This window comes from Peteryoungia aggregata LMG 23059, from assembly GCF_030814435.1.
GTDB classification, from domain to species: Bacteria; Pseudomonadota; Alphaproteobacteria; order Rhizobiales; family Rhizobiaceae; genus Allorhizobium; species Allorhizobium aggregatum.
In genome coordinates this window covers 246975-271712 of sequence record NZ_JAUSUW010000006.1, presented here as the reverse complement: position 1 = coordinate 271712, position 24738 = coordinate 246975, and the positions used below count along the sequence as shown (strand labels likewise).

Genomic DNA, 24738 nt, shown 5'->3' with positions numbered 1-24738 from the left:
GAAGGATGGCATCGCCTAGGCGATCACCTCATCCCGCCATCACAACCCTCGAAAGAATCATGTCCCAGCTCTCTTGATCCGGTGCGCTGAGAATTCCCCCGGTCGTCTCTCCCGGCAGATAGGGAGAGCCGTCGAATTTCTTCGTCACGCCGCCGGCCTCCTGATGAAGCAGCACGCCAGCGAGATGGTCCCATGGCATCAGCTTGTGGTGTCCGATGAAATGGACCTTTCCTGTCGCCACAAGCCAATATTCGTAGGCAGAGCAGTTATAGGCGAAGGCCATCCTGGTTTGCGCCAGATTGCCCGCGATCCGCCGACGCTCTTCCTGGCTGATGTCATTGATCGAAATGGTGCCCACCATCCTCGAGAGTTCCGTCGGCGCAGCAACGCGTATCCCGGCCTCCGCTCCACCAGGTCTCAGCCAGCGTGCCCCTGCCCCCTTGATCGCCAGGAGCGTGTCACCCAACACGCTGTCATGGATCAAAGCACCGATCGTTTCACCTCGCCTGACAACAGCGACATTTGTGCCGAAGACCGGTAATCCCGCCTGAAAATTGAATGTTCCGTCCACGGGGTCGATCACAAAGGCCAGTTCGGCGTCAGCAAGCGCACCAATGAGGCCCGGATTGCCCTCGCACGCCTCCTCACCGACGACGACCGCGCCGGGCCAGCGGGCAAGAAGCTCCGTCGTGAGATAGGCTTCCGTCTTCAGGTCCGCGTCGGTGACCAGATCGATCGACGACTTCTTTTCAACCACATCCGGGGCATCGAAGCGCCGAAACCTCGGGAAAATCTCCCTTTCTCCGGCGAGCCTGACGAGGTCGAGAACCTGGGCGAGGTCATGATCGGTAAACATGCGGTCAGTCCGTTTTCACTATCAACGAGGACACAGCCGTGGCACAGCGCTGCGAACCCGCAGAGCCCCGCGCTCCCTGTCTGCGCGCCGAAGGACGCCATCCGACGAGCCGATGGCAATCGGCGCGCGGCAGTTCTTACGCCTCAGTCTGTGACGGCTTGGTGACAGCGAGACCGGCAAAATCGAAGAGCTTCGGATCGAGCAGATGCGAGGGATCGACATGGGCAAGTGCGCGCAGCATCGCATCCTTGCGGCCCGGCATTTTTGCTTCGATCCCGGCCAGCATCTCCTTCATCGCATTGCGCTGAAGGCCGTCCTGCGAACCGCAGAGGTCGCAGGGGATGATCGGGAACTCCATTGCCTGGGCGAAACGGGCCATATCCTCTTCCGCGGCGTAAGCCAGCGGACGGAGCACAAAGAGATCCTTCTCATCGTTCAAGAGCTTTGCCGGCATGGCCGAGAGACGGCCGCCGTGGAAGAAGTTCATGAAGAAGGTTTCGAGGATATCCTCGCGGTGATGGCCGAGCACCAGCGCGTCGCAACCCTCTTCGCGGGCGATCCGGTAGAGATTGCCGCGCCGAAGCCGCGAACAGAGCGAGCAATAGGTGCCGCCGCTCGGCACCTTCTCCTTCACGATCGAATAGGTGTCGCGATACTCGATACGATGCTTGACGCCGATCGAGGCCAGATATTCAGGCAGGATATGCTTCGGGAAATTCGGCTGCCCCTGGTCGAGATTGCAGGCGATGAGTTCAACGGGCAGAAGCCCGCGCCATTGCAGGTCGAGCAAGACGGCGAGCAGGCCGTAGCTGTCCTTGCCGCCCGACAGACCGACCAGCCAGCGCTTCTGGCCCTTCAGCATGTCGAAGTCGGATATGGCCTGGCGCACCTGGCGGATGAGACGCTTGCGCAGCTTGTTGAACGAGACCGAACGCGGCGCCTTGGCGAAAACCGGATGCACGCCCGAAAGGTCAAGCTCGTCCTCACCCTCAAGGATAGCGGCATCCTGGCTGTCGATCGTGTTGACGAGGTTCATCTTCGGCTCCGGTCTCAGCGGCAATTGGCTCTGCAATGCCTGCTGCAGGCTTGAAGATCAAGTCCCGAACACCGACCAGCCGGTGCGGGTGGCCAGCATTTCGAGCGCAGCCGAGCCGAGCGCGGAATTGCCGACCTTGTTGAGACCCGGCGACCAGACCGCAATCGAGGCCTTGCCAGGCGCCACCGCAAGGATGCCGCCTCCAACGCCGGACTTGCCCGGCAGACCGACCTGATAGGCGAAATCGCCCGAGCCGTCATAGTGGCCGCACATCAGCATCAGGGCATTGATGCGCCGCGCCCGCTTCGGCGAGACAACGGAAAAGCCGGTCAGCGGATTGGTGCCCCTGTTGGCGAGGAACAGGCCTGCATGGGAAAGCTGGACGCAGGAGAGCGCCAGCGCGCATTGGTGGAAATAGACGCCGAGCGTGTGCTCGACCGGATGGTCGAGATTGCCGAAGCCGCGCATGAAATTCGCGAGCGCGAAATTCCGGTAACCGGTCCGCTGCTCCGACTGCGCCACTTTCTCGTCGATCGACAGCGTCTCGTCATCGGCGAGATAACGCATGAAACGCAGATATTCGCCGATTGCCTCGCGCGGCGCATGGCCGGCCAGAACCATGTCGGTGACAACGATCGCACCGGCATTGATGAAGGGGTTACGCGGGATGCCGTGCTCGTGTTCGAGCTGGACGATCGAGTTGAAGGAGGAGCCCGACGGCTCACGACCGACGCGCTTCCAGATCGATTCGCCCGCCTTGCCGAGTGCCAGCGTCAGCATGAAGACCTTGGAAATGCTCTGGATCGAAAAGGCCGTGTCCGCATGGCCAGCCTTGTAGGTCTGACCGTCGACAGTGGTGATCGCGATACCGAACTGCTTAGGGTCAACCCGTGCGAGCTCCGGAATATAGTCGGCCACCTTGCCTTCACCGAGGCGCGGCTCAAGCGCGCTGACGATCTCCTCGGCGATCCGCTGCAGATCCATCTCATTCCCCTTACCCGATCACGTGCGGCGCCATCTTCTTCGGTCCGCGCTGCACTGCAAACAGAAAAAGCCGCCCCGAGGGGCGGCTTTCCACAAATCCGTCTCGCAAGCAATTAGCGCGAGTAGAATTCGACGACCAGGTTCGGTTCCATGATGACCGGATACGGAACATCCGACAGGCCCGGAACGCGAGCGAAGGTGGCAACCATCTTGTTGTGGTCGACTTCGAGGTAATCAGGAACGTCGCGCTCAGCGAGCGAAACCGACTCGAGGACGGTCACGAGCTGCTTCGACTTCTGACGAACTTCGATGACGTCGCCGGCCTTGCAACGGTAGGAACCGATGTTGACGCGAACGCCGTTGACCGAAACGTGGCCGTGGTTGACGAACTGACGGGCAGCAAAGACGGTCGGTACGAACTTGGCGCGGTAGACGATGGCGTCCAGACGCGACTCAAGCAGGCCGATCAGGTTTTCGCCGGTGTCGCCCTTGCGGCGGTTGGCTTCTTCAAAGATCGCGCGGAACTGCTTCTCGCGGATGTCGCCGTAGTAGCCCTTCAGCTTCTGCTTGGCGCGCAGCTGCACGCCGAAGTCGGAAAGCTTACCCTTGCGGCGCTGGCCGTGCTGGCCCGGGCCGTATTCGCGGCGGTTCACTGGGGACTTCGGACGGCCCCAGATGTTTTCGCCCATACGGCGATCGATCTTGTACTTGGATGATGCGCGCTTGCTCATCGTATTTCCTTCTCAACAGGTTACAGCGGTTTGTTACCAAACCGCTTAAGGAAACACGCCCTCCTCTGAACCTCCGTTTCCGAGGTTCTGACAGGCTTCTCACGTTAGCGAACGAAGAAAACCACGGGACATGTCAAAACAAACACCGGGCGTTTCGGCCCGGCGTTGGTGGCGTCATTAGTGGCGTGGAAAAGAAATGTCAACACGGGCCGGTGTGATCGCACACTCACGACCAGAAAATAGAGCCAATCCCCCTCATTCTCCAGCGGAAAAACACCTGAGATGGCCTGCAAAGGCTGACAGAAGCCGACAAGTCCGCTATCCCGGGTCATCCTCAATGAAAGAAGCCGTCGCCCTTCATGATGAATCGCGCTCTCCGCCTGCCCGTTCTCGCCCTCGCCTGCCTTCTTACAGCCATCACTCCTGCAACAGCGGAAGATAAGAAGCCGGGTCACGCCCATATCCTTGTGGATGCCGGGACCGGCGCGGTCCTTGAGGCGGAGAACCCCGACATGGTGCTCTACCCGGCGTCGCTGACGAAGATGATGACGCTCTACCTGACCTTCGAGGCGCTGCATTCGGGACGCTTCACCTGGGACCAGCGGCTCACCATCTCCCAGAATGCGAATGACAAGGAGCCCTACAAGTTCGCGATCGGTGCCGGCAACACGATCAGCGTCCAGGAAGCCGTGATGGGCATGGTCGTGCTGTCGACCAATGACGCGGCAACCGCCGTCGCCGAGGAACTGGCCGGCTCCGAGGAAGCCTTTGGTCAGATGATGACATCGAAGGCCCGCGATCTCGGCATGACGAGCACCGTCTTCACCAACCCGTCGGGCTTGCCCGATCCGCGCCAGGTGACGACCGCCACTGACATGGCGCGCCTCGGTCTGGCGCTGCTGCGCGACTTCCCCGAGGAATACAAGCTGTTCGCCTCGCGCGGCATGACCTTCCGCAGCATGAAGTTTCGTGGACACAACGCCTTCCTGGTGCAGTATCCCGGCGCCGAGGGCATCAAGACCGGCTACACCAAGGCCTCGGGCTACAACATCGTGACGTCAGCCAGCAATGGCAACCGCCGCCTGATCGGCGTGGTGCTCGGCGCCGACAGCGGCAATGCCCGCACGCAGGAAATGATCACCCTCTTCGACCGTCATTTCGGCACAAAGGTCAGCCAGTGATCTGAGGCAGACCAGGAAAGGCTTTGCCATGACCGACACCGTTCTCGACCGCTTCCTCCGTTACGTCGTCATCGACACGCAGTCCGATCCGGCCTCCGATACGCAGCCTTCGACGGAAAAGCAGAAGGATCTCGGACGCGTCCTCGTTGCCGAACTCCTGGCGCTCGGGCTCTCCGACGCCCATCTCGACGAACATGGCAATGTCTATGCGACGATACCGTCCAACACGGACAGGCAAGTTCCGGTCATCTGCTTCTGCAGCCACATGGATACGGCACCCGATTTCACGGGCACGAACGTCAAGCCGCAGATGGTGCGCAACTACCAGGGCGGCGACATCACGCTGACCGGTGACACGAGCCAGGTGATCCGCGTCGCCTCCCATCCGCAGCTGAACAACCAGATCGGCAACGACATCGTCACCACGGACGGCACCACACTGCTTGGCGCAGACGACAAGGCCGGCGTGGCGGAAATCATGACGGCCGCCGCCCATCTGATGGCGAACCCTCAGATCAAGCACGGCACGATCAAGATCCTCTTCACGACGGACGAGGAAATCGGTCGCGGCGCCGACAAGGTGGATCTCGCAAAGCTCGGCGCCCGCTTCGCCTATACCCTCGACGGCTCGACCGTCGGCGAGATCGAGAACGAGACCTTCTCAGCCGATGGCGTTGTTATCGAAATCACCGGTGTCGCCATGCATCCGGGTTATGCCAAGGGCAAGATGGAGAACGCCATCAAGGCGGTGAGCGACATCGTCGCCCGCCTGCCCCGCGACATTGCACCGGAGACCACCGAGGGCCGTGAGGGTTTCATCCATCCGGTCGACATGTCAGGCAGCATGGACAGTGCCAAACTCCAGCTCATTGTCAGAGACTTCACCGAAGCCGGCCTGAAGGAGAAGGAAGACCTGCTGGAAAAGATCACCCGCGAGGTCATGGCGACCTATCCGGATTCGAGCCATACCTTCACGGTGAAGCACCAGTACCGCAACATGCGGCAAGTCCTCGATCGTCATCCGGAGATCATGGACAATCTCGAAGAAGCCGTCCGCCGTGTCGGACTGGAACCCGTGCGCCACAGCATTCGCGGCGGCACGGACGGCTCACGGCTGTCCTTCATGGGCCTGCCCTGCCCCAACATCTATACCGGCGGCCATGCCTATCACTCGCCACTCGAATGGGTGAGCGTGCAGGACATGGAAAAGGCCGTCGAGACGATCGTGGCGCTGGTCAAGGTCTGGGAAGAGCGGGCAGCCTGAAAGCAAAGGCGCCTCGGAAAAGAGCGCCTCTCCTTCAGATCAGAAGCGAAATAATATTTTTCTAATATATAATTTATAAGGCAATGCATGCGCACAGCACTTCCAAGAACTGGAAGTGATTTTGACTTATTCTCAATCTTTTCTCACTACCCAAAGAAGAACCTATTGCTGAATGGCATTCTTCGTCGGGATGAGATTAATGATTTTGGACTATCTGTTTCGCTCGTTGCGCGGCCGCTTCACGGTTCTGGCTGTGGTTGGCTTCACCCTCGGCTTGACAGCCGTTGCGCTCGTTGGCGCCGCCTTCATGGAAAGCGCAATGAGGCAGGAAGCCGAAAAATCTGCCCGCGGGCTTCTGCTGCAATATGCCAATGACATCCGCGCCGATATCTCCCGCACCTCGGCGGTCTTGCAGGGAGTGAGCCAGGCCGCGGAAGCGGTGGCTGCGACGGATAAACCGAACCGCGACCTGCTTGGCGATATTCTCGATCGCGCCATCAATGCGGAAAAAGGTTTGCTCGGTGTGAGCCTCGTCTTCGAACCGGAAAAGCTGGACGGAGAGGACGAAAAATTCGTCGATCACCCCAATGCCGAGCTGCACAGCGGTCGTTTCGCCACCTATCTCTACCGGACGGGCGGACAAGGCGTCGAAATCGAAAAGCTGGATATGGCCGACAAGGCGGCGAAAATTTGGTACCAGGAACCGATGAAAGCGGGCAAACCGCTGATTACGCCGGCCTATACGGACCTGATTGAAAATGTCGAGATGATGATCACCACGATTACCTCGCCAATTCGACGGGGCAACGAGTTGATCGGTCTTGCCGGCACTGACTTTAACCTGAGCGACATTTCGCGCCGGGTAGGAGAATTGAAGCCCTTTGGCACAGGATCGGTCTATCTGGCCGATGCATCCGGCCTGTGGCTTGCGCATACCGACAAATCACTGCTGGCAAAATCTGCAAACGACAGCACCTTCCTCGGCCTGGGGCAGAAGGCATCGGCAGCCAATGTAGCAGATATCACGGATGAGAACGGCATCTACCACGCCGCCGTCAAGATCAGCTTTCCGGGGCTTGATGAGCAATGGACACTGATGCTGTCTGCCCCAAGTGCAGATATGGTCGTGGCCTCCCGCGACGCCAGAAACAAGATGTTGATGTTCGGCGCCATCGTGGCCCTCGTGGCCATGGCACTCGCCGCCATCGCGGCAACCCGCTTCATCGCCCCGATTTCAACCATGACGACCGTTATGAACCGGCTCGCAGCAGGCGATTACGGCGTTACGATACCCTTCACGCAGCGACAGGATGAGATCGGTGCGATGGCAGGCTCCATCGCCGTGTTCCAGCAGGCTGCCCTTCGCAATCAGCAACTGGAGAAGGAAGCGGGAGACGCGCGCGAACGGATGGAGCAGGAGCGCCAGCGCGCTCAGGCACTGGCAGAGTCGGAAGCAGCCGAGAAGCTTCGCATTGCCACTTCAGGCCTCGCCGCAGGTCTGAAACGCCTGTCCTCGGGCGATCTGGCCTTCAGCCTGACAGAGCCCTTCGCACCGGATTTCGAAGCGCTGCGCCACGACTTCAACCATTCTGTTGCGCAATTGGCTGAGACCTTGGTCGCCATCATTGAAGGCGTCACCTCCATTGATGAAGGCGCCAATTCGATCAATGAGGGTGCGAACGACCTTTCCAAGCGCACCGAGCAACAGGCAACTGCCTTGGAGCAAACCGCCGCCGCGATTGAGCAGATTACCACCAACGTCAAGAATGCGTCTAAACTCACGGAAGAAGCCCGCCGTGTTGCGCGCGACGCCAATGACGACGCCAGCCGCTCCGGCGTCATCGTCAACAGGGCGGAAGACGCCATGAAGGCAATTGAGGCTAGCTCCTCCAAGATCTCGAGCATTATCGGCGTGATCGACGAGATCGCCTTCCAGACAAACCTGCTTGCGCTCAATGCCGGCGTCGAGGCAGCACGCGCCGGCGAAGCGGGCAAGGGCTTTGCGGTGGTCGCGCAGGAAGTGCGAGAACTGGCCCAGCGCTCAGCCAATGCGGCGAAGGAAATCAAGGCGCTGATCACCACCTCCGGCAAGCAGATTGGCGAGGGTGTGGACCTTGTCCGTCAGACGGGCAATTCCCTGACCGAGATCTCCAACTATATCGGCCAGATGAACGAGCACATGGAATCGATCTCCACCTCGTCGCGCGAGCAGTTCACCGGGCTCGCCGAAGTCAATTCCGCCATCAACGAGTTGGATCAAACAACCCAGCGCAACGCCGCCATGGTTGAGGAAACCACCGCCTCCGTCGGTTCGCTGGCAAACGAATCGGACCGTCTTCAGACGCTGGTGCGCCGCTTCATCCTGCCGCAACAGGCGCGGATGCGTCGCGCGGCCTGATCATTCTGCCGCGTGCTGATCAACCACGGAGGCCACAGGCTCATCATCGGTCGCATCCGGGGCGCCGGGTGCGGTTTGCACCTCCAGATCCGGGAAGGCGACGATGCGCTTGCCGGCAAAGTCGGTATGAACAACCACCAGACCCTGCTCCTCGAAATAGCCGAGTAGACGGCGGGCGCGACGGGCCGAATGCGTGCCATAGGCGCGCGCGATGCGCTGGTCGGACGGGCATTCCTCGCTACGCAGCGCTGCCTTGGCGAGCAGCAGGAACACGCCCTGAAGATCGTCGGAGACGCGAACCGAAAGCGACAGCGCCGTCTGCCATCCCTCGCTTGCGGCCGTCTCTTCATCGACCCCGGCCCGCGTAATCGCCACCCGGCGGCGGAACTCGCCCATCGGCATCGGCGGGCCGGAAACGCGGCGCATGCGGGCGCGCACGAGGAATTCCTGATAGAGCACGCTGTCGGTCCGATAGGCGGCCTGCGGGTCGCCGAGGATTTCGGCAAGCACGGCGGACAGGCGGTCCTCACGCTCCTCGGCCGACATCTCCGCGCCCCGCATCGGCGATTCGCTCGGCGCAGGCACCATGGACGCCGGTGTCGAACGCGAGAGCTCGGCCAAAATATCGGTTGTCGGACGCGGCGCCGGCGGCGCGCGGCGCACGATCGGCCGGGTGAATTCTTCCGGGTCCGGCGTGAAGATCAGGTCCTCGACATCCTGAGGCGCATCCGGCAGCGGCATCAGCATGGGCGAAGACGAACGCGCCGAGGTTTCCACGGCACCGATGACAATCGGCAGCGGGCGGCGCGACATGGCAGGGCCCAGCGCCACGAAATTACCGCGCTGCAGATCGCGGAACATCTCTGCCTGACGGCGATCCATGCCGAGCAGGTCGGCCGCACGCGCCATGTCGATATCGAGAAAGGTTCGACCCATCAGGAAGTTGGAGGCTTCCGCTGCAACGTTCTTGGCAAGCTTTGCCAGACGCTGCGTCGCGATCACACCGGCAAGCCCGCGCTTACGGCCACGACACATCAGGTTGGTCATGGCACCCAGCGACATCTTGCGCGCATCTTCCGAGACGTCACCGCCGACGGCGGGCGCAAACATCTGCGCTTCGTCGACGACAACAAGCACCGGATACCAGAATTCGCGGTCCGCATCGAAGAGACCATTGAGGAAGGCACCGGCGGCACGCATCTGCTGCTCCACATCGAGACCTTCGAGCGTCAGCACGCAGGAAACCCGGTGACGGCGGATACGGTCAGCGATACCGGCAAGCTCCGCCTCGGTACGCTCGCCATCGACGACGACATGGCCATACTTGTCGGAGAGCGTGACGAAGTCGCCTTCAGGATCGATGATGACCTGCTGCACCCACTGGGCAGATTGTTCGAGGAGGCGGCGCAGCAGATGCGACTTGCCCGAGCCGGAATTGCCCTGCACGAGCAGACGGGTCGCGAGAAGCTCCTCGATATCGAGCTTGGCAGGCTGACCGCCCTGCACCGTTCCCATATCGATTCCGACCTTCAATGACGGCATCCTCAAATCATGCGTTGATCTTTTGTCACTAACAGAGTTGTCGGCAACCGTGTGCATTACATCCGCGAAACCCACAGGGAAGTGCGGCTTTCAGACACTGCGTCGCCGACGCAAGAGACCGGCGAGCAGCATGCTGAATATCAGCGGCGGCAGAAGCGTGGCAAGCCCACTGCGAAGTCCCGCAAGCTCCGCCACGAAACCGATCATCGGTGGCCCGACCAGAAAGCCGAACAGCGCAATGAAGCTCAGAATCGCGACGTTCTCGGCTGCCGGACGATCCCCGAGATCGGCGGAAGCGGTTACGGCGAGCGGGAACCCCACGGACACGCCGAGCCCGACGCAAGCAAGGCCGAGATAGACGATCGCCGAAACCGGTGCCATGACGACAAGCAGCATGCCGCCAAGCGCAGAACCGAGACAAAGTCGCGCCAGAACAACGGCCCCGAAGCGTTCCTTGGCAGCATCGCCAAGGAAACGCCCCAACGACACCATCATGGCAAAGACCACATACCCCATACCGGTCGCCATGCCCGCAGTGGCAAACACATCCTTGAGATAGACCGCAGACCAGTCGGCAACCGCTCCTTCGGTCATCGTAATGCCGAAGACGAACAGACTGATGCCGAGAATGGCGGGGCTTGGCAACCTCCAGGATGGTCGAGCCTCGGCCTCGGCGACCGGAGCCTCATGCCGCGGCAGCATTCGGCAGACAATCACCGTAATCGGCACCAGAAGCATGCACAGCAAACCGATCGCAAGCAGGGGCGAAGTCTCCAATGCCAGGAAACCCGCACCAATCAGACTGCCTGTCATGATGCCGAGGCTCCAGAAACCATGACAACGGTTCATGATCGACACAGTACCGCGTTTCTCGATCACATCCGCCTCGACATTGAGGCCCAGTTCAATGGTCGACAGGCCGATTCCGAGCAATGCGAGAAGCAGGAAGAGCGAAACGAGATCGGCAGCCGCCACGGGCAAGGGCACGAGCGTGAGGAAAACCGGAAAGCCGAAGATCAGCGTATTGCGGCTGCCAATGCGCCCCACCAGATGGCCTGCAAAGGGAAGCATCAGCAGAATGCCTGTCGGCAGACCCAGAAGCGCCAGAGCAAGCTCGACCGGGCCGAGATCGAGCCGTTCCTGCACGCCCGGAATCTGTGGCAGCCAACTACCGAACGCGACCGGCTGCAGAAAGAACGCAGCCATGATGATGAACTTCGGAGACATGGGGTGGCTGAAACCTGTCAAGGCGGGAGGGAATCACCAATGATCCCGACTGTCGGCCAGCACCGTCGATTTGGGAAGCAGACCACCGCGCCGAGTGGTCTGCTTGCGCGAGAAAAGGGAAGAACGATTCCACCGGCCACGGCCACCCGAACCGTTCTTCCTTTCCTCAGACGCGGAAATCCCAGAGGGAGAGGCTTCTCGGTCTCCTCCACTCTTCGTCTTCGGGCAGACCGATGTCTCGCCGCATCTGCGGAGAGAGGTCCGAGACGAGATTTCTGGCCCGCCTTTGCCGCCATGCGGCCGCAACAAACGCAGCAAAGAGACGCCACGAGCCGAAACGCTCCAGAAGCTCATCCATCCGCTTCGCCAGCGGATTTTCAACTATAGATTGATTTTCTTGCATGACTTGTCCGCCCCGGAACGCGCAAGCGCCCAGGTCCTTTCGGTGATGAAAAGCGACGTGACGCAAGCGACCGAACGCGATCAGACGCGCCGACGGCAAGTCACGTCAATATGGTTGAAAACGCCAGAAAAGGCAGGAAAAACGACTGTTCAGACAGTCATCGCGTGGTGCGAAGAATGAGGCATGGACCTACATAGCTTCGGGAAACCGATCCGCCAGAGAGGCGCATGCGCATGGTAAAATGAGTCATTTTTGGCCTCCTGTTGCTTGAGTTGCGGATGCGAGGACCATGCCATGGGAAAACACCGCCGGCAAGCACGCAATTCGAGATTGCAGAACTTACGGCGAGCCGTTGCAGATATGCAACAAATTGACGCAGGGCAGATGAATGGCCAGCAACGCGGCTGGCGCAGATTGGCGGCCATGACCCGTCCGGGCGAAATCACCGATCAGAACGACAACGGCTCTTGCGGCAGCGTCGCAGACAGCCCCATGCCCTGCAATAACCGCCGGGTCGCGAAGTCAGGGCTTCCCGAGGTGAAGACGGCGAAATCGAACTCGTCCGGATGCTCTGCCCCTTCGACCAGCGGCACGAGACGACGGGCCTGGCGCGCGATGGCTTCCGCCGGATCCAGCCAGTCGACCGGCCACGGGGCGAGCTTGCGAAAGACATTGGCAAGGAAGGGATAATGGGTGCAGGCCAGCACGACGATGTCCGTCCTCGCCCCATCCTTCTCGACGAAACACGGCGCGATCTCCGCCAACACGGCAGAATCGTCCAGCGTCTCGCCACGGATATAGGCCTCGGCCATCCGGGCAAGATTTTCCGAGCCGACAAGGCGTACATGGCATTGCGACGCAAAGGACTGGATGAGGTCGCGCGTGTAGGCGCGCTTGACTGTACCGGGCGTCGCGAGCACCGAGACGAGACCTGACCGCGTCCGCTCCGCCGCCGGCTTGATTGCTGGGACGGTGCCAATGAAGCGCATCTGCGGGAAACTCTGCCGGAGCTCGGCGCCGGCAAGCGTGAACGCGGTGTTGCAGGCGACGATCACAGCCTCTGGATCATAGCGTTTCAGAAGATCTTCGAAGAGCCTGACGATACGCGCCTTCAGCGGTTCTTCTTCCCATCCGCCATAGGGAAAGCCGGCATCGTCGGCGACATAAATGAAGCCGCGTTCCGGCATCAGGAGCCGTGCCTCGCGCAAGACGGTGAGGCCGCCGATCCCGGAATCAAAGACCAGGATCGGTTTGAGATCAGGCGTCCCGTTCGTCGTCATCTGTGGCCTGCGCCTCGCTCTCGGTCTTCGCCGCAGGCGGCCTCTGGCCCGGGCGTGCAAAACGGTCGAGCGAACTGATCACACCGCGGACCACATGGATCTCCGGACCGGTGAAAGCACGTCTGCTGAACACGGCCCGCAGGTTCTCTATCATCCTGGGCTTTTTGTGGGCTGGATGGAAGTAGTTGCGCGCGTCAAGCGCTTCTTCCAGATGTTCGAAGAGGCCGATGACCTGTTCCTTGGTGGCTGCCGGCTGTTCCGGCGCGTCGAATGGCACGACATGCACATCCTCCAAGCCGGATTTCATCCACTCATAGGACATGAGCAGAACGGCCTGGGCAATATTCAGCGAGGCAAAGGCAGGATTGACCGGAAAGGTGACAATCTCGTCGGCAAGTGCCACTTCCTCGTTCGAGAGACCCGACTTTTCGCGTCCGAACATGATTCCGGTCGTCTCTCCGCTGCGGAATTTGGTCCGCAGCGTCTCGGCTGCCGTCACCGGCGATCGCACCGGCTTGAAGCCGTCGCGCTGGCGGGCAGTCGTCGCATAGACGAAGTTGAGATCAGCAACGGCTTCTTCGAGCGTCTCGAAGACAACGGTGCCATCAATGACGTGATCGGCCTTGGCAGCGGCGGAACGAGCCTTGTCGGAAGGCCAGCCGTCGCGCGGATTGACGAGACGCAGCTCAGCGAGGCCAAAATTGGCCATGGCGCGCGCCACCATGCCGATGTTTTCGCCGAGTTGCGGCTCAACCAGAATGATTGCCGGCCCTTCGGCCAGCATGATGCGCTCGCTGTTCGTCCCTGCCATGATCTGCCCTTGTATGAGTGTGGGCCACCCATTGGCATAAAATCGTCAGGGCGCAAAGGGGTTGCACCGGCAAGGTACCCGTTGAAACACAGTCCGAGGCGTTGAATACGGGAGCGCAAACAGCGCCCCGAAGATCAGAGCCCGCCTTGCGCCTTCAATTCCTGCTTGATCGAGGAGCCATTCTGCCCATCGACAACGGGATAGAAATCGTCGATGACCGTCCGACCGTCCTCGTCAATCACATCGAAGATCAGGATCGTTTGGACGTCGTAGTCAGGGCCTTCGCCCATGCAACGGCGATTGTTGAAAAACGCGGTCACCTGCCCCTCTCCGTCATCCTCAAAATGGATATTCTCGAAAGGGCAACCATCCTGCCCCTGGGCAATCGGGTCGTAGTCGAAGGGATAGCCGGTGGTCTCGCCTTCCGGCGGGTCGAAAGGCGGGTTCTTCGATGCCGCCTCGAATGCCCGAACGAAATCCTCGCTGAACAGTCGCTCCAACCGATCCACGCTGAAGACGTCTTCGGCCGGCTCGTCGATCGTATTGTCCCAGCTGCGTGCCGCCGCCTCGATGATTTCCCGGACCGGTGCCTTTATGTCGGCTGTCGCGGCACTCGGCGCGACCGACACGAAAAACAGGCCAAGGACGAAGGCTGCAGACAGGGGCTTCATGGGAGACTCCGATGGATCTGATGGACACTTTGCTTTTAGCCGCAAATCGGGCGTCTCCCGCAACCAAGTTTGGGGCAAAACGCACACCGAAAGTCTGAACCTAGAATTTACCAGAAGACACCCTCTCCTGTTTGCCTTGTAACGAGAGAATGTTATAGGCAGGCCATCGGCAGAGCGCCCTCCCCGCGCCTGCGCGTCAGGCAAAAACTCGTGAGGATATTCATGACCAAGATCAAGGTAGCCAACCCGGTGGTCGATCTCGACGGCGACGAGATGACCCGCATCATCTGGCAGTTCATCAAGGACAAGCTGATCCTGCCCTACCTGGATCTCGACATCGAATACTACGACCTCTCAGTCGAGAACCGCGACGCCACCAACGACCAGGTGACCATCGACGCCGCCCACGCCATCAAGAAACACGGCGTCGGCATCAAGTGCGCGACGATCACCCCGGATGAAGCCCGCGTGAAGGAATTCAACCTCAAGGAAATGTGGAAGAGCCCGAACGGCACGATCCGCAACATCCTCGGCGGCGTCATCTTCCGCGAGCCGATCATCTGCAAGAACGTTCCGCGCCTCGTTCCCGGCTGGACCAAGCCGATCGTTGTCGGCCGTCACGCCTTCGGCGACCAGTACAAGGCAACCGACTTCAAGTTCCCCGGCAAGGGCAAGCTGACCATCAAGTTCGTCGGCGAAGACGGCGAAGTGATCGAGAAGGAAGTCTACAACGCACCGGGCGCCGGCGTGGCTCTCGCCATGTACAACCTCGACGAATCGATCCGCGAATTTGCCCGCGCCTCGATGATGTACGGCCTGATGCGCAAGTGGCCGGTCTACCTGTCGACCAAGAACACCATCCTCAAGGCCTATGACGGCCGCTTCAAGGATATCTTCGAAGAAGTGTACCAGGCCGAGTTCAAGGCGAAGTTCGACGAAATCGGCATCGTCTACGAACATCGCCTGATCGACGACATGGTCGCTTCTGCATTGAAGTGGTCCGGCGGCTACGTCTGGGCCTGCAAGAACTATGACGGCGACGTACAGTCCGACACGGTCGCCCAGGGCTTCGGCTCGCTCGGCCTGATGACCTCGGTTCTCTTGTCTCCGGATGGCCGCACGGTTGAAGCCGAAGCCGCCCACGGCACGGTTACGCGCCACTACCGCCAGCACCAGAAGGGTCAGGAAACCTCGACCAACTCGATCGCTTCGATCTTCGCCTGGACCCGTGGCCTCGCCCACCGCGCCAAGCTCGACGACAATGCCGAGCTGGCCAACTTCGCAACGACGCTCGAGAAGGTTTGCATCGACACCGTCGAAGCCGGCTTCATGACCAAGGACCTGGCGCTGCTCATCGGCCCGGATCAGCCGTGGCTGTCGACGACCGCCTTCCTCGACAAGGTCGACGAAAACCTGAAGAAGGCCATGGCCGCCTGATCGGCAGCCAAAGCCTGAAATTTCAGAACCCGGTCACGGCAACGTGGCCGGGTTTTCTGTATCGGGAAGTGCGTCGCCGGTATCCACATCCGCAAAGCGCTTGCGGATCTCCGCCCCCAGACGGCGTCCGGAGATGCTGTAGCCGGAGAGCGGCAGGTCGTAACGGTCCAGGCGGTTCGGATCATCCTCGTCGAGGTGCTCGATGGCGATCACCCAGCGACCATTGACCCGACGTTGGGCAAGATCGACGATCGAGGCCCAGGCGATCCGCCGGTCGGTCCTCAGATCGACGAGTTCTTCCGTATTGAGTTCGACCACGGGCCGCATGGCCCGCACGAGGCCCAGCCAGCCCTTGCGCAGGCCGAACAGGGCAGCCGCGAGAAGCAGCAGATAGACGAGGACCATAAGCGAGCCCCAATCTCCGCCGAGCAGGCTGGCGAGCAACCCGCCCACCGCCACGGACATCAAGATCGCGGCAGTGCAGGCCCACAGGACGGACGCGCCGCGGCGCGGATAGATGGCGAGGGTCGGATAACTTGTCTCTGTTTTCATGGCGCATGGACATACGGAAAATCTGGGGCCTTCACCAGAGGGCAGACCGTAGCGGCATCATGCTTTCGCCGTGTTGTCAAACATCGGGACTCAGGGTCCAATGTGCTGGGGAAACGGCGGGGGAGCCGTCATGCACGACACGATGAAGACGACGCCATGAGCGAGCCCATTCTGCCGAAGACCGTCAGCGTTTTCCGGGAGGGTTATGGCATCGCCCGGTTCCGGGCCGACGCACTTGCCGGTCTCACGGTTGCGATCGTCGCGCTGCCTCTGTCGATGGCGATCGCCATCGCCTCCGGGGTCACGCCCGACCGGGGGCTCTATACTGCGATCATCGGCGGCTTCCTCGTGTCCCTGCTCGGTGGCAGCCGTCATCAGATCGGCGGCCCGGCCGGCGCCTTTATCGTTCTTGTGAGTGCAACCGTTGCCCGCCACGGCATCGACGGCCTGTTGCTGGCAACGGCGATGGCCGGTCTGATCCTGATCGCCTGCGGCCTGCTCCGGCTCGGCGACTACATCAAGTTCATACCCTATCCGGTGACCATCGGCTTCACCGCCGGCATTGCGGTGATCATCTTCGCAAGCCAGATCGGTGAACTCCTCGGCCTCAGCTTTCCGAACGGAGAACCGGGGCCGCTCGCAGAGAAGCTGCCGGCAATCGCCGCAGCCTTACCAGGACTTTCGCCGCCCGCGACAGCCATCGCCGCCCTCACGGTAGCAATCATTCTCCTGCTGCGACGCTACCGCCCCGCCTGGCCGGGACTGCTGATCGCCGTCATCGCGGCCTCTGCCCTATCAGCAACGCTGGCGCTTCCCGTCTCGACCATCGGCTCGAAATTCGGCGGCATCCCCTCCGGCCTGCCGATGCCAGCCCTCCCAGTGATATCTCTGGAGCTGGCCCTCGCCGTCCTCCCGGATGCGATTGCCTTCGCATTGCTCGGTGCGATCGAATCGCTGCTGTCCGCCGTCGTCGCTGATGGCATGACGGGCCGTCGCCATCGCTCCAACACGGAGCTGGTGGCGCAGGGGACCGCCAACATCGCCTCGGCCCTCTTCGGCGGCATCTGCGTGACCGGAACAATCGCGCGTACGGCAACCAATGTCCGGGCAGGTGCGACGAGCCCCGTCTCGGGCATGCTGCACTCGGCCTTCCTGCTTGCCTTCATGCTGGTCGCAGCGCCCCTGGCCGCCTATATCCCGCTTGCAGCCCTTGCCGGCGTGCTGGCAGTCGTGTCCTGGAACATGATCGAGAAGTCCGCAATCGCCGCATTGGTCCGCTCGTCGCGCGCAGAAACCCTGATCCTCGCCGTCACCTTCCTGCTCGTCGTCTTCCGGGATCTGACCGAGGGGATCGTCGTCGGCTTCTCGCTCGCCGCCTTGCAGTTCATCCACCACATGTCGAAGAGCATCCGTGTCACGCCGGAAAGGAGCGAGCTACCGCTGGACACCACCGATACGGCAACAGTGACCTACCGGCTCGACGGCGCATTTTTCTTCGGCGCAGTCGCCGCCGCTAGCGCCGTATTGGATCGCATCGGCCATGACCATCGCAACCTCGTGCTCGACTGCTCCGGCATCCATTTCATCGACACCTCGGGCATAAACCTCCTGGCAGGCGTGATCCGCAAGGCCGTCCACCAACAGGTCGAAGTCTATGTCGTCTCGGACAGGCCTGACCTTCGCCTGATGTTGTTGCACCAGGAAATCCCCGACCACGGCATCCGCTTCGTGGCCTCGCTCAACGACGCCATGCGGGAAATCGCAACGCGGGCCGAGGTGCAATAGTCGCGGCGGTCAAGCCGCAGAACGCGGTGGCTCCGGGCTTTTGGAAAGCATGCGTTCCGCAAGATGCGAGACCAGCGGCGGGTCTGACGGCGCCGGATCAAGGCTCTCGAACGAGACCCGGTCACGGCCCGCTTCCTTCGAGGCATAGAGCGCCCGGTCTGCCGCTGCAAGCGCCAAGGACAGATCGAGCCGCCCAGCCGGCAGCCATACCGCCCCGATGCTCACAGTCAGGCGGAACGCGCCATGGTCGTGACTGATAGGGGTGTCGCCGATGTATCGGCGCAAGTCGTCAAGCAGATCGACCGGCTGTGACGCCACCCCTTGCGGCAGATAGATGCCGAACTCTTCGCCCCCCAGCCGTCCGACCAGCGCCCCAGGAGGGAGCCGTTCGGTAAAGAGCTTGGCAAGCGCCACGAGCGCTGCGTCGCCTGCGGCATGGCCATGCGTGTCATTGATCGCCTTGAAATGATCCGCATCGATCAGTGCCAGCATTGCCCCGCCGACACGACCGGTGGCCACCGTGCGGTCACGCTCCACGGCCGCGAGGAAGGCTCGGCGGTTGCGGATTGAGGTGAGGAAATCGATTTCCGAAGCGAGCTTGTAACGGCGCGAGGTACGCTCGTGCACCATGGCAAACACTGCCAGCGCCCCCATAAGCCCCTGGGCCACGAAGCCGAACGTCATGAGCCCATACCAGGTCGGCGCATAACCTTCGATCAGTTGCACCGGCTCGATAAACTGAAGCGGAATGCGCAGCACATAGGCAAGGCCGTGCATCCCGAAGGCAGCAATGGCCACCACCCGTGCTGGAAGTGGTTCACGCCGCTGGCCGCTCCACAGGACCTGCACGATCAAGAAGGAATAGGTGGAATAGAACAGCGACGCGACGAGAAGGCGAACCGCGAGATCGTTCGCGAAGGCCGGGACGGCAAACAGGGAAAGCCAGGTGAAGCCGCCGGCCAACGCCAACGGAACCGCACCACGCCGTTCCTCCCCTTCGAAGACGACGCAGCCCAGCCAGATCAAACCGAGGCTCCAGATGCTTGCCGCATTGCCCAGACCCAGCGCCAGGAGCGACGGCGCCACGTCCCTCAGACTGACCAGACAGAGACCGGCACAGCCGACCCAGAAGCCAAGCGACCAGCGGGCAAGCGCCCGATCCGTCCGATCAAAGGACCAGAGCAACGTCAGGAAGCCCGAAACGATGACGAGCGTGGCGGCGAGACACAGGGTCAGCGTCGGTATGTGAAGAATTGCGGCCACGGCTGGAACCTTTCGACCGGCCGATGATGGCATCGAAGGTTGAACAAACCACAAAACCGATTGGTAAATGCCGACATGCTAACAAGAAGCTCGGAGTCAACCGCGACGACACTGGTTTCCGACCCCGAACGAAACGGGTGGATCCACACCATCAGCGAGGATGACCCGCCAGCAATGCAAAGGGCCGGCATGTCTGCCGGCCCCTCAGTTTCCTCAGAGCAGCGCCGCTTCGACTGCGGCGATGGCGGCCTCGGCCTGGGCACCATCGGGACCACCGGCCTGCGCCATGTCGGGGCGTCCGCCGCCCCCCTTGCCGCCGAGTGCCGTGGAGGCAATCCGCACCAGATCCACCGCACTCAAGCGATCGGTCAGGTCAGGCGTGACGGACACGACAGCACTCGCCTTGCCGTCTTCGGCAACCGCAATCAGCACGACGACGGCGGCTGCCAGACCGGCCTTCGCCTCGTCCGCCATGCCCTTGAGGTCCTTAGCGTCGATGCCATTCAACATGCGACCGATGAAATTGATACCGTTGACCTGCTTCGGCGCCTCAGCGCCACCGGTGGCACCACCACCCATGGCGAGTTTGCGCCTGGCATCCGCCAGTTCCTTTTCGAGCTTGCGGCGTTCCTCGACCAGCGCCTCCACGCGAGTGACAACATCCATCGGCTGCACCTTGAGTGTGGTGGCAAGCGTCTTCACGCGCTCGTCCTGCTCGGCAAGATAGGCGCGCGCCGCTTCACCGGTCAGAGCCTCAATGCGGCGGACGCCAGCACCGACGGCGCTTTCGCCAACGAGGCGGACAAGACCGATATCGCCGGTCGCCGACACATGCGTGCCACCGCAAAGCTCAGTCGAATAGGACTTTCCGGCCTTGTCGCCACGGACGGCCTTGCCCATCGATACGACACGCACCTCATCGCCATATTTTTCGCCGAACAGCGCCATGGCACCTTCCGCAATCGCGTCATCGACGGCCATCAGACGGGTCGTGACCGGCGAATTCTGGATGATGATTTCGTTGGCCATCTCTTCGACCACCTTCAATTCCTCTGCCGAGATCGGCTTCGGATGAGAGATGTCGAAGCGCAGGCGCTCGGGCGCCACGAGCGACCCCTTCTGCGCCACATGGGTGCCGAGAACCTCGCGCAGCGCCTCATGCAGGAGGTGGGTCGCAGAATGGTTGGAGCGCAGGCGCGAGCGACGTGCGTGATCGACGTTCAGCGTGACGGCACCACCAGCCTTCACGACACCGTTCTGCACGGTCGCGACATGAACGAAGACGCCTTCACCCTTCTTCTGAGTGTCGGTCACGGCAAGCGAATAGCCTTCACCGACGATCTCACCGGTATCGCCCGTCTGGCCACCCGATTCGCCGTAGAACGGCGTCTGGTTGACGACAATCTGGACCTCTTCACCGGCGCTCGCCTGCTCGACGACCTTGCCGTCCTTGACGACGGCGAGAACCTGTCCTTCGGCCGTCTCGGAACTGTAACCGAGAAATTCGGTCGCGCCGAATTTCTCCTTGAGTTCGAACCAGACGGTCTCGGTCGCCTTGTCGCCGGAGCCCGCCCAGTTGGCACGAGCTTCAGCCTTCTGGCGCTGCATGGCATCGTTGAAGCTGGTCAGATCAACGCCGATGCCGCGGCCGCGCAGCGCGTCCTGCGTCAAGTCGAGCGGGAAGCCATAGGTGTCATAGAGCTTGAAAGCGGTTTCGCCGTCGAGGCTGTTGCCCTTATCGAGCGTCGCCGTGGCGTCGGACAACAGTGTGAGGCCGCGTTCCAGTGTCTTGCGGAAGCGGTTCTCCTCGAGTTTCAGGGTCTCGGAGATCAGAGCTTCGGCACGAACCAGTTCCGGATAGGCGCGACCCATCTGCTGTACGAGGACCGGCAGCAACTTGTAGATGATCGGATCCTTCGCGCCGAGAAGCTGCGCATGGCGCATGGCGCGACGCATGATGCGGCGAAGAACGTAGCCGCGGCCTTCATTCGACGGCAGCACGCCGTCGGCGATGAGGAAGGCAGACGAGCGCAGGTGGTCGGCAATGACGCGGTGGCTTGCGCGACGCTCGCCCTCAGCCTTGACGCCGGTCAGATCGACGGACGCATCGATAAGCGCGCGGAACAGATCGATGTCATAATTGTCGTGCTTGCCCTGCAACAGGGCGGCAACGCGCTCCAGTCCCATGCCGGTGTCGATCGACGGACGCGGCAGGTTGATGCGCTCTTCCTTCGTCACCTGCTCGTATTGCATGAAGACGAGGTTCCAGATCTCGATGAAACGGTCACCATCCTCTTCCGGCGAGCCCGGAGGGCCACCCCAGATATGGTCGCCGTGATCGTAGAAGATTTCCGAGCAGGGACCGCAGGGCCCGGTGTCCCCCATCGCCCAGAAATTGTCGCTGGTCGGGATGCGGATGATCTTGTCGTCCGAGAGCCCGGCGATCTTCTTCCACAGGGCGTGGGCCTCGTCGTCCGTGTGATAGACGGTGACCAGCAGGCGGTTGCGGTCGATCCCGAATTCCTTGGTAATCAGGTTCCAGGCAAGCTCGATCGCACGTTCCTTGAAATAGTCGCCAAACGAGAAGTTGCCGAGCATTTCGAAGAAGGTGTGGTGACGCGCGGTATAACCGACATTGTCGAGGTCGTTGTGCTTGCCACCGGCGCGCACGCATTTCTGCGCGGTCGCAGCCGTCGAATACGGGCGCTGTTCGAGACCGGTGAAGACATTCTTGAACTGCACCATGCCGGCATTGGTGAACATCAGCGTCGGGTCATTGCGCGGCACCAGCGGGCTGGAGGAAACGACCTCGTGACCGTTCGTCTTGAAGTAATCGAGAAAAGTCGACCGGATGTCGTTTACACCGCTCATGTCACGCCCTTCATTCAGGCCGGGAAGCCGGCCAATTTGCAAAATCAATGGCTTTTATCGCCCGGCATCATCCCTGTCCAGCAGCCGCAACGAAAACGACCGCGTCTCGAAAGAAACGCGGCCGCCAAACTTTCGCAAGACTTGCGAGAAACTTACGCGTCGTCGGCACCATCCGCATCATTGGCGTCAGGGCCGCCGTTCTGCAGGAATTTCTCCGCGATCAGGCCGGCATTTTGACGCAGCGCCATCTCGATCTCCTGGGCAACCGCAGGATTGTCGCGCAGGAAGAGCTTGGCGTTTTCACGTCCCTGGCCGAGGCGCTGGCTGTTGTAGGAGAACCAGGCGCCCGACTTCTCGACAATTCCGGCCTTGACGCCGAGATCGACCAGTTCGCCGGTCTTCGAAACACCCTCGCCATACATGATGTCGAATTCGACCTGCTTGAAGGGAGGCGCCATCTTGTTCTTGACCACCTTCACGCGGGTCTGGTTACCGACGACCTCTTCGCGATCCTTGACCGCACCGATACGGCGGATGTCCAGGCGCACGGAAGCGTAGAACTTCAAAGCGTTACCACCCGTCGTCGTTTCCGGCGAACCGAACATGACGCCAATCTTCATGCGGATCTGGTTGATGAAAATGACCATCGTCTTCGACTTGGAGATCGAGGCGGTGAGCTTGCGCAGCGCCTGACTCATCAGGCGAGCCTGCATGCCAGGAAGGCTGTCGCCCATTTCGCCTTCGATTTCGGCGCGCGGTGTCAGCGCCGCGACGGAGTCGACAACGAGCACGTCAATGGCGCCGGAGCGCACCAGCGTGTCAGTGATTTCGAGCGCCTGCTCCCCGGTATCCGGCTGCGAAATCAGCAGGTTCTGCAGATCGACGCCGAGCTTGCGGGCATAGACCGGATCAAGCGCGTGTTCAGCATCGACGAAAGCGCAGATGCCGCCCTTCTTCTGGGCTTCGGCAATGGTCTGCAGCGCCAGCGTCGTCTTGCCCGAGCTTTCCGGGCCGTAAATTTCAATGATGCGCCCCTTCGGCAGACCGCCGATCCCGAGCGCGATATCGAGGCTGAGCGACCCCGTCGAGACCGTCTCGACTTCGACCACGCTCTCGTTCGCGCCGAGCTTCATGATCGAGCCCTTGCCGAACGACCGTTCGATCTGCGAGAGCGCCGCTTCCAATGCCTTGCTTTTATCCACCGATTTGTCCTCTACAAGCCGCAAAGAATTCTGTGCCATTCGATCCACCTTTAGGTTATTGAGGCCGCATAGGCAATGAAGCCGCCGATGGACAGCTTGTACTCTTTTTGTTCTATTTTTGCAAGAGCATATCAAACGATTGATTCAAAATCGTTTTCACAGGAGTGTTCGAAACATGTTCTACCACGTCAATCGCTGGCGGAGCGAGGACGGTTGGCGGTACGTCCGACGGAGTTGAAGGCAGTTTCGATTCGACATTCGCAGAGCCTGGGAGCCGATGCATGACAGTAGAAATCCTGGCGATCGGTGGCGCCCATATCGACCGCCGCGGCCGCATTTTTACCGATACCAAACCGGGAGCCAGCAATCCCGGGCAATGGTTCGAGGAGGCGGGCGGTGGTGTCTTCAACGCCGCCTGCAATCTGTCCCGCCTTGGGCGGCAGATCCGCCTGATCGCACCGCGCGGCGGCGACGCGGCAGGCCACACTGTGGCCGAGGCCGCTGAGCGTGCAGGCCTTGACGATCACCCGGTAATGTTCCTCGACCGAGCCACGCCGAGCTACACGGCGATCCTCGAGCGCGACGGCAACCTGGTCATCGCGCTGGCCGACATGGCGCTTTATGACGCCTTCACAGCAAGGCGGCTCAGAACGCGCTCCATGCGCGACAGTCTTGCCGAGGCGAAACATGTGCTGACTGATGCCAACCTGCCCGCCGAAACGCTGGCGACACTGGCATCAAACTGCCATGCGAGCGGACGCGACATCTCAGCGATCGCCATCTCCCCGGCCAAGGTGGTGAAGTTCGAGCGCGCCCTGCCCCATCTCACCCATCTCTTCATGAACAGTGCCGAAGCCGAAGCGATTGCCGGCAGCCGTCCATCTGATCCCACAGGTTGGCCCGGACTTTTGCGGGCAAAGGGGCTGAGGGGCGCAAGTGTAACGAGCGGCAGCGGCCCGACCATAGCCTTTGATGTGGACGGTGTTGCAGTCATCGAGCCTGTGCCACTCGACAAGATCGCCGACGTGACCGGCGCCGGCGATGCCTTCGCGAGCGGTTTCCTGGACGCCCGCCTTTCCGGCGCCTCGCTGGCCGAAGCGCTGCGTCATGGCACGGCCAGTGCAGCCATCACCCTCGCCTCGCCCCATGCCACCGACGAGAATCTCTCGGAAGAAAGGCTCAAGCGACAGTTGGCACTTGTCCCGCCGGCCCGTTTCCTGTCATGAGAACCTGAATTTCAAAGC

General features: G+C 61.2%; 19 protein-coding genes. 6 read left to right on the top strand and 13 right to left on the bottom strand.

All coding sequences use genetic code 11. From position 1 onward, the window contains the following. Positions 1–28: 28 nt before the first annotated feature. The 4 genes from J2045_RS12485 to rpsD all read right to left on the bottom strand — a co-directional run bounded on the left by J2045_RS12485 (position 29) and on the right by rpsD (position 3607). A complete protein-coding gene (locus tag J2045_RS12485) occupies positions 29–856 on the bottom strand; it encodes an inositol monophosphatase family protein (protein ID WP_307373104.1) in 828 nt (275 codons plus the stop codon). 136 nt (positions 857–992) lie between these two features. Beyond that, positions 993–1892, bottom strand: coding sequence for a tRNA 2-thiocytidine(32) synthetase TtcA (gene ttcA / locus J2045_RS12480; RefSeq protein WP_307373103.1), 900 nt, complete (start codon positions 1890–1892; stop codon positions 993–995). A gap of 57 nt (positions 1893–1949) precedes the next feature. Further along, positions 1950–2876, bottom strand: coding sequence for a glutaminase (locus J2045_RS12475; RefSeq protein ID WP_307373101.1), 927 nt, complete (start codon positions 2874–2876; stop codon positions 1950–1952). A 113-nt stretch (positions 2877–2989) separates the two neighbouring features. Continuing rightward, complete coding sequence (gene rpsD, locus J2045_RS12470; RefSeq protein ID WP_307373099.1) at positions 2990–3607, bottom strand: 30S ribosomal protein S4; 618 nt, start codon at positions 3605–3607, stop codon at positions 2990–2992. Positions 3608–3966: 359 nt separating this feature from the next. Between rpsD and J2045_RS12465 the strand changes: the two genes are divergently transcribed. The 3 genes from J2045_RS12465 (at position 3967) to J2045_RS12455 (ending at position 8450) form a co-directional block, all read left to right on the top strand. Then, complete coding sequence (locus J2045_RS12465; RefSeq protein WP_370873102.1) at positions 3967–4788, top strand: D-alanyl-D-alanine carboxypeptidase family protein; 822 nt, start codon at positions 3967–3969, stop codon at positions 4786–4788. Between the two features lie 28 nt (positions 4789–4816). Further along, positions 4817–6052, top strand: a complete 1236-nt coding sequence (pepT, locus tag J2045_RS12460; protein WP_307373097.1) for a peptidase T — start codon at positions 4817–4819, stop codon at positions 6050–6052. Positions 6053–6251: 199 nt separating this feature from the next. After that, entirely contained in the window at positions 6252–8450 is a 2199-nt protein-coding gene (locus J2045_RS12455) for a methyl-accepting chemotaxis protein (protein ID WP_307373096.1), read from the top strand. Here J2045_RS12455 and J2045_RS12450 read toward each other — a convergent pair whose 3' ends face one another. From J2045_RS12450 to J2045_RS12430, 5 genes are all read right to left on the bottom strand, one after another. Then, positions 8451–9983 carry a helicase HerA domain-containing protein gene (locus tag J2045_RS12450; RefSeq protein WP_307373095.1) on the bottom strand — a complete coding sequence of 511 codons (1533 nt, stop codon included), beginning with the start codon at positions 9981–9983 and terminating at the stop codon, positions 8451–8453. Positions 9984–10082: 99 nt separating this feature from the next. After that, on the bottom strand, positions 10083–11198 hold the full coding sequence (locus J2045_RS12445) for an MFS transporter (RefSeq protein ID WP_307373094.1): 1116 nt from the start codon (positions 11196–11198) through the stop codon (positions 10083–10085). 873 nt (positions 11199–12071) lie between these two features. Next, positions 12072–12902: a glutamate racemase gene (murI, locus tag J2045_RS12440; protein WP_307373092.1), complete on the bottom strand. Its 831-nt coding sequence runs from the start codon at positions 12900–12902 to the stop codon at positions 12072–12074. Then, positions 12880–13713, bottom strand: a complete 834-nt coding sequence (locus J2045_RS12435; RefSeq protein WP_307373091.1) for an RNA methyltransferase — start codon at positions 13711–13713, stop codon at positions 12880–12882. Before J2045_RS12435 ends, murI begins: the two co-directional genes overlap by 23 nt. A gap of 134 nt (positions 13714–13847) precedes the next feature. Then, on the bottom strand, positions 13848–14384 hold the full coding sequence (locus J2045_RS12430; protein ID WP_307373090.1) for a hypothetical protein: 537 nt from the start codon (positions 14382–14384) through the stop codon (positions 13848–13850). A gap of 222 nt (positions 14385–14606) precedes the next feature. Here J2045_RS12430 and J2045_RS12425 point away from each other — a divergent pair, with 222 nt between their 5' ends. After that, on the top strand, positions 14607–15821 hold the full coding sequence (locus J2045_RS12425) for an NADP-dependent isocitrate dehydrogenase (RefSeq protein ID WP_307373089.1): 1215 nt from the start codon (positions 14607–14609) through the stop codon (positions 15819–15821). Between the two features lie 33 nt (positions 15822–15854). Here J2045_RS12425 and J2045_RS12420 read toward each other — a convergent pair whose 3' ends face one another. Then, entirely contained in the window at positions 15855–16373 is a 519-nt protein-coding gene (locus J2045_RS12420; protein WP_307373088.1) for a hypothetical protein, read from the bottom strand. A 156-nt stretch (positions 16374–16529) separates the two neighbouring features. On the opposite strand from J2045_RS12420, the gene J2045_RS12415 reads away from it, so the two are divergent. After that, positions 16530–18158, top strand: coding sequence for a SulP family inorganic anion transporter (locus J2045_RS12415; RefSeq protein WP_307373086.1), 1629 nt, complete (start codon positions 16530–16532; stop codon positions 18156–18158). 9 nt (positions 18159–18167) lie between these two features. Here J2045_RS12415 and J2045_RS12410 read toward each other — a convergent pair whose 3' ends face one another. The 3 genes from J2045_RS12410 to recA all read right to left on the bottom strand — a co-directional run bounded on the left by J2045_RS12410 (position 18168) and on the right by recA (position 23533). Further along, positions 18168–19421, bottom strand: a complete 1254-nt coding sequence (locus J2045_RS12410; RefSeq protein ID WP_307373084.1) for a GGDEF domain-containing protein — start codon at positions 19419–19421, stop codon at positions 18168–18170. A gap of 213 nt (positions 19422–19634) precedes the next feature. Then, complete coding sequence (gene alaS, locus J2045_RS12405) at positions 19635–22292, bottom strand: alanine--tRNA ligase (RefSeq protein ID WP_307373083.1); 2658 nt, start codon at positions 22290–22292, stop codon at positions 19635–19637. Between the two features lie 152 nt (positions 22293–22444). After that, positions 22445–23533, bottom strand: a complete 1089-nt coding sequence (gene recA / locus J2045_RS12400) for a recombinase RecA (RefSeq protein WP_166599697.1) — start codon at positions 23531–23533, stop codon at positions 22445–22447. A 242-nt stretch (positions 23534–23775) separates the two neighbouring features. Here recA and J2045_RS12395 point away from each other — a divergent pair, with 242 nt between their 5' ends. After that, on the top strand, positions 23776–24720 hold the full coding sequence (locus tag J2045_RS12395; protein WP_307373082.1) for a carbohydrate kinase family protein: 945 nt from the start codon (positions 23776–23778) through the stop codon (positions 24718–24720). Positions 24721–24738 lie beyond the last annotated feature (18 nt).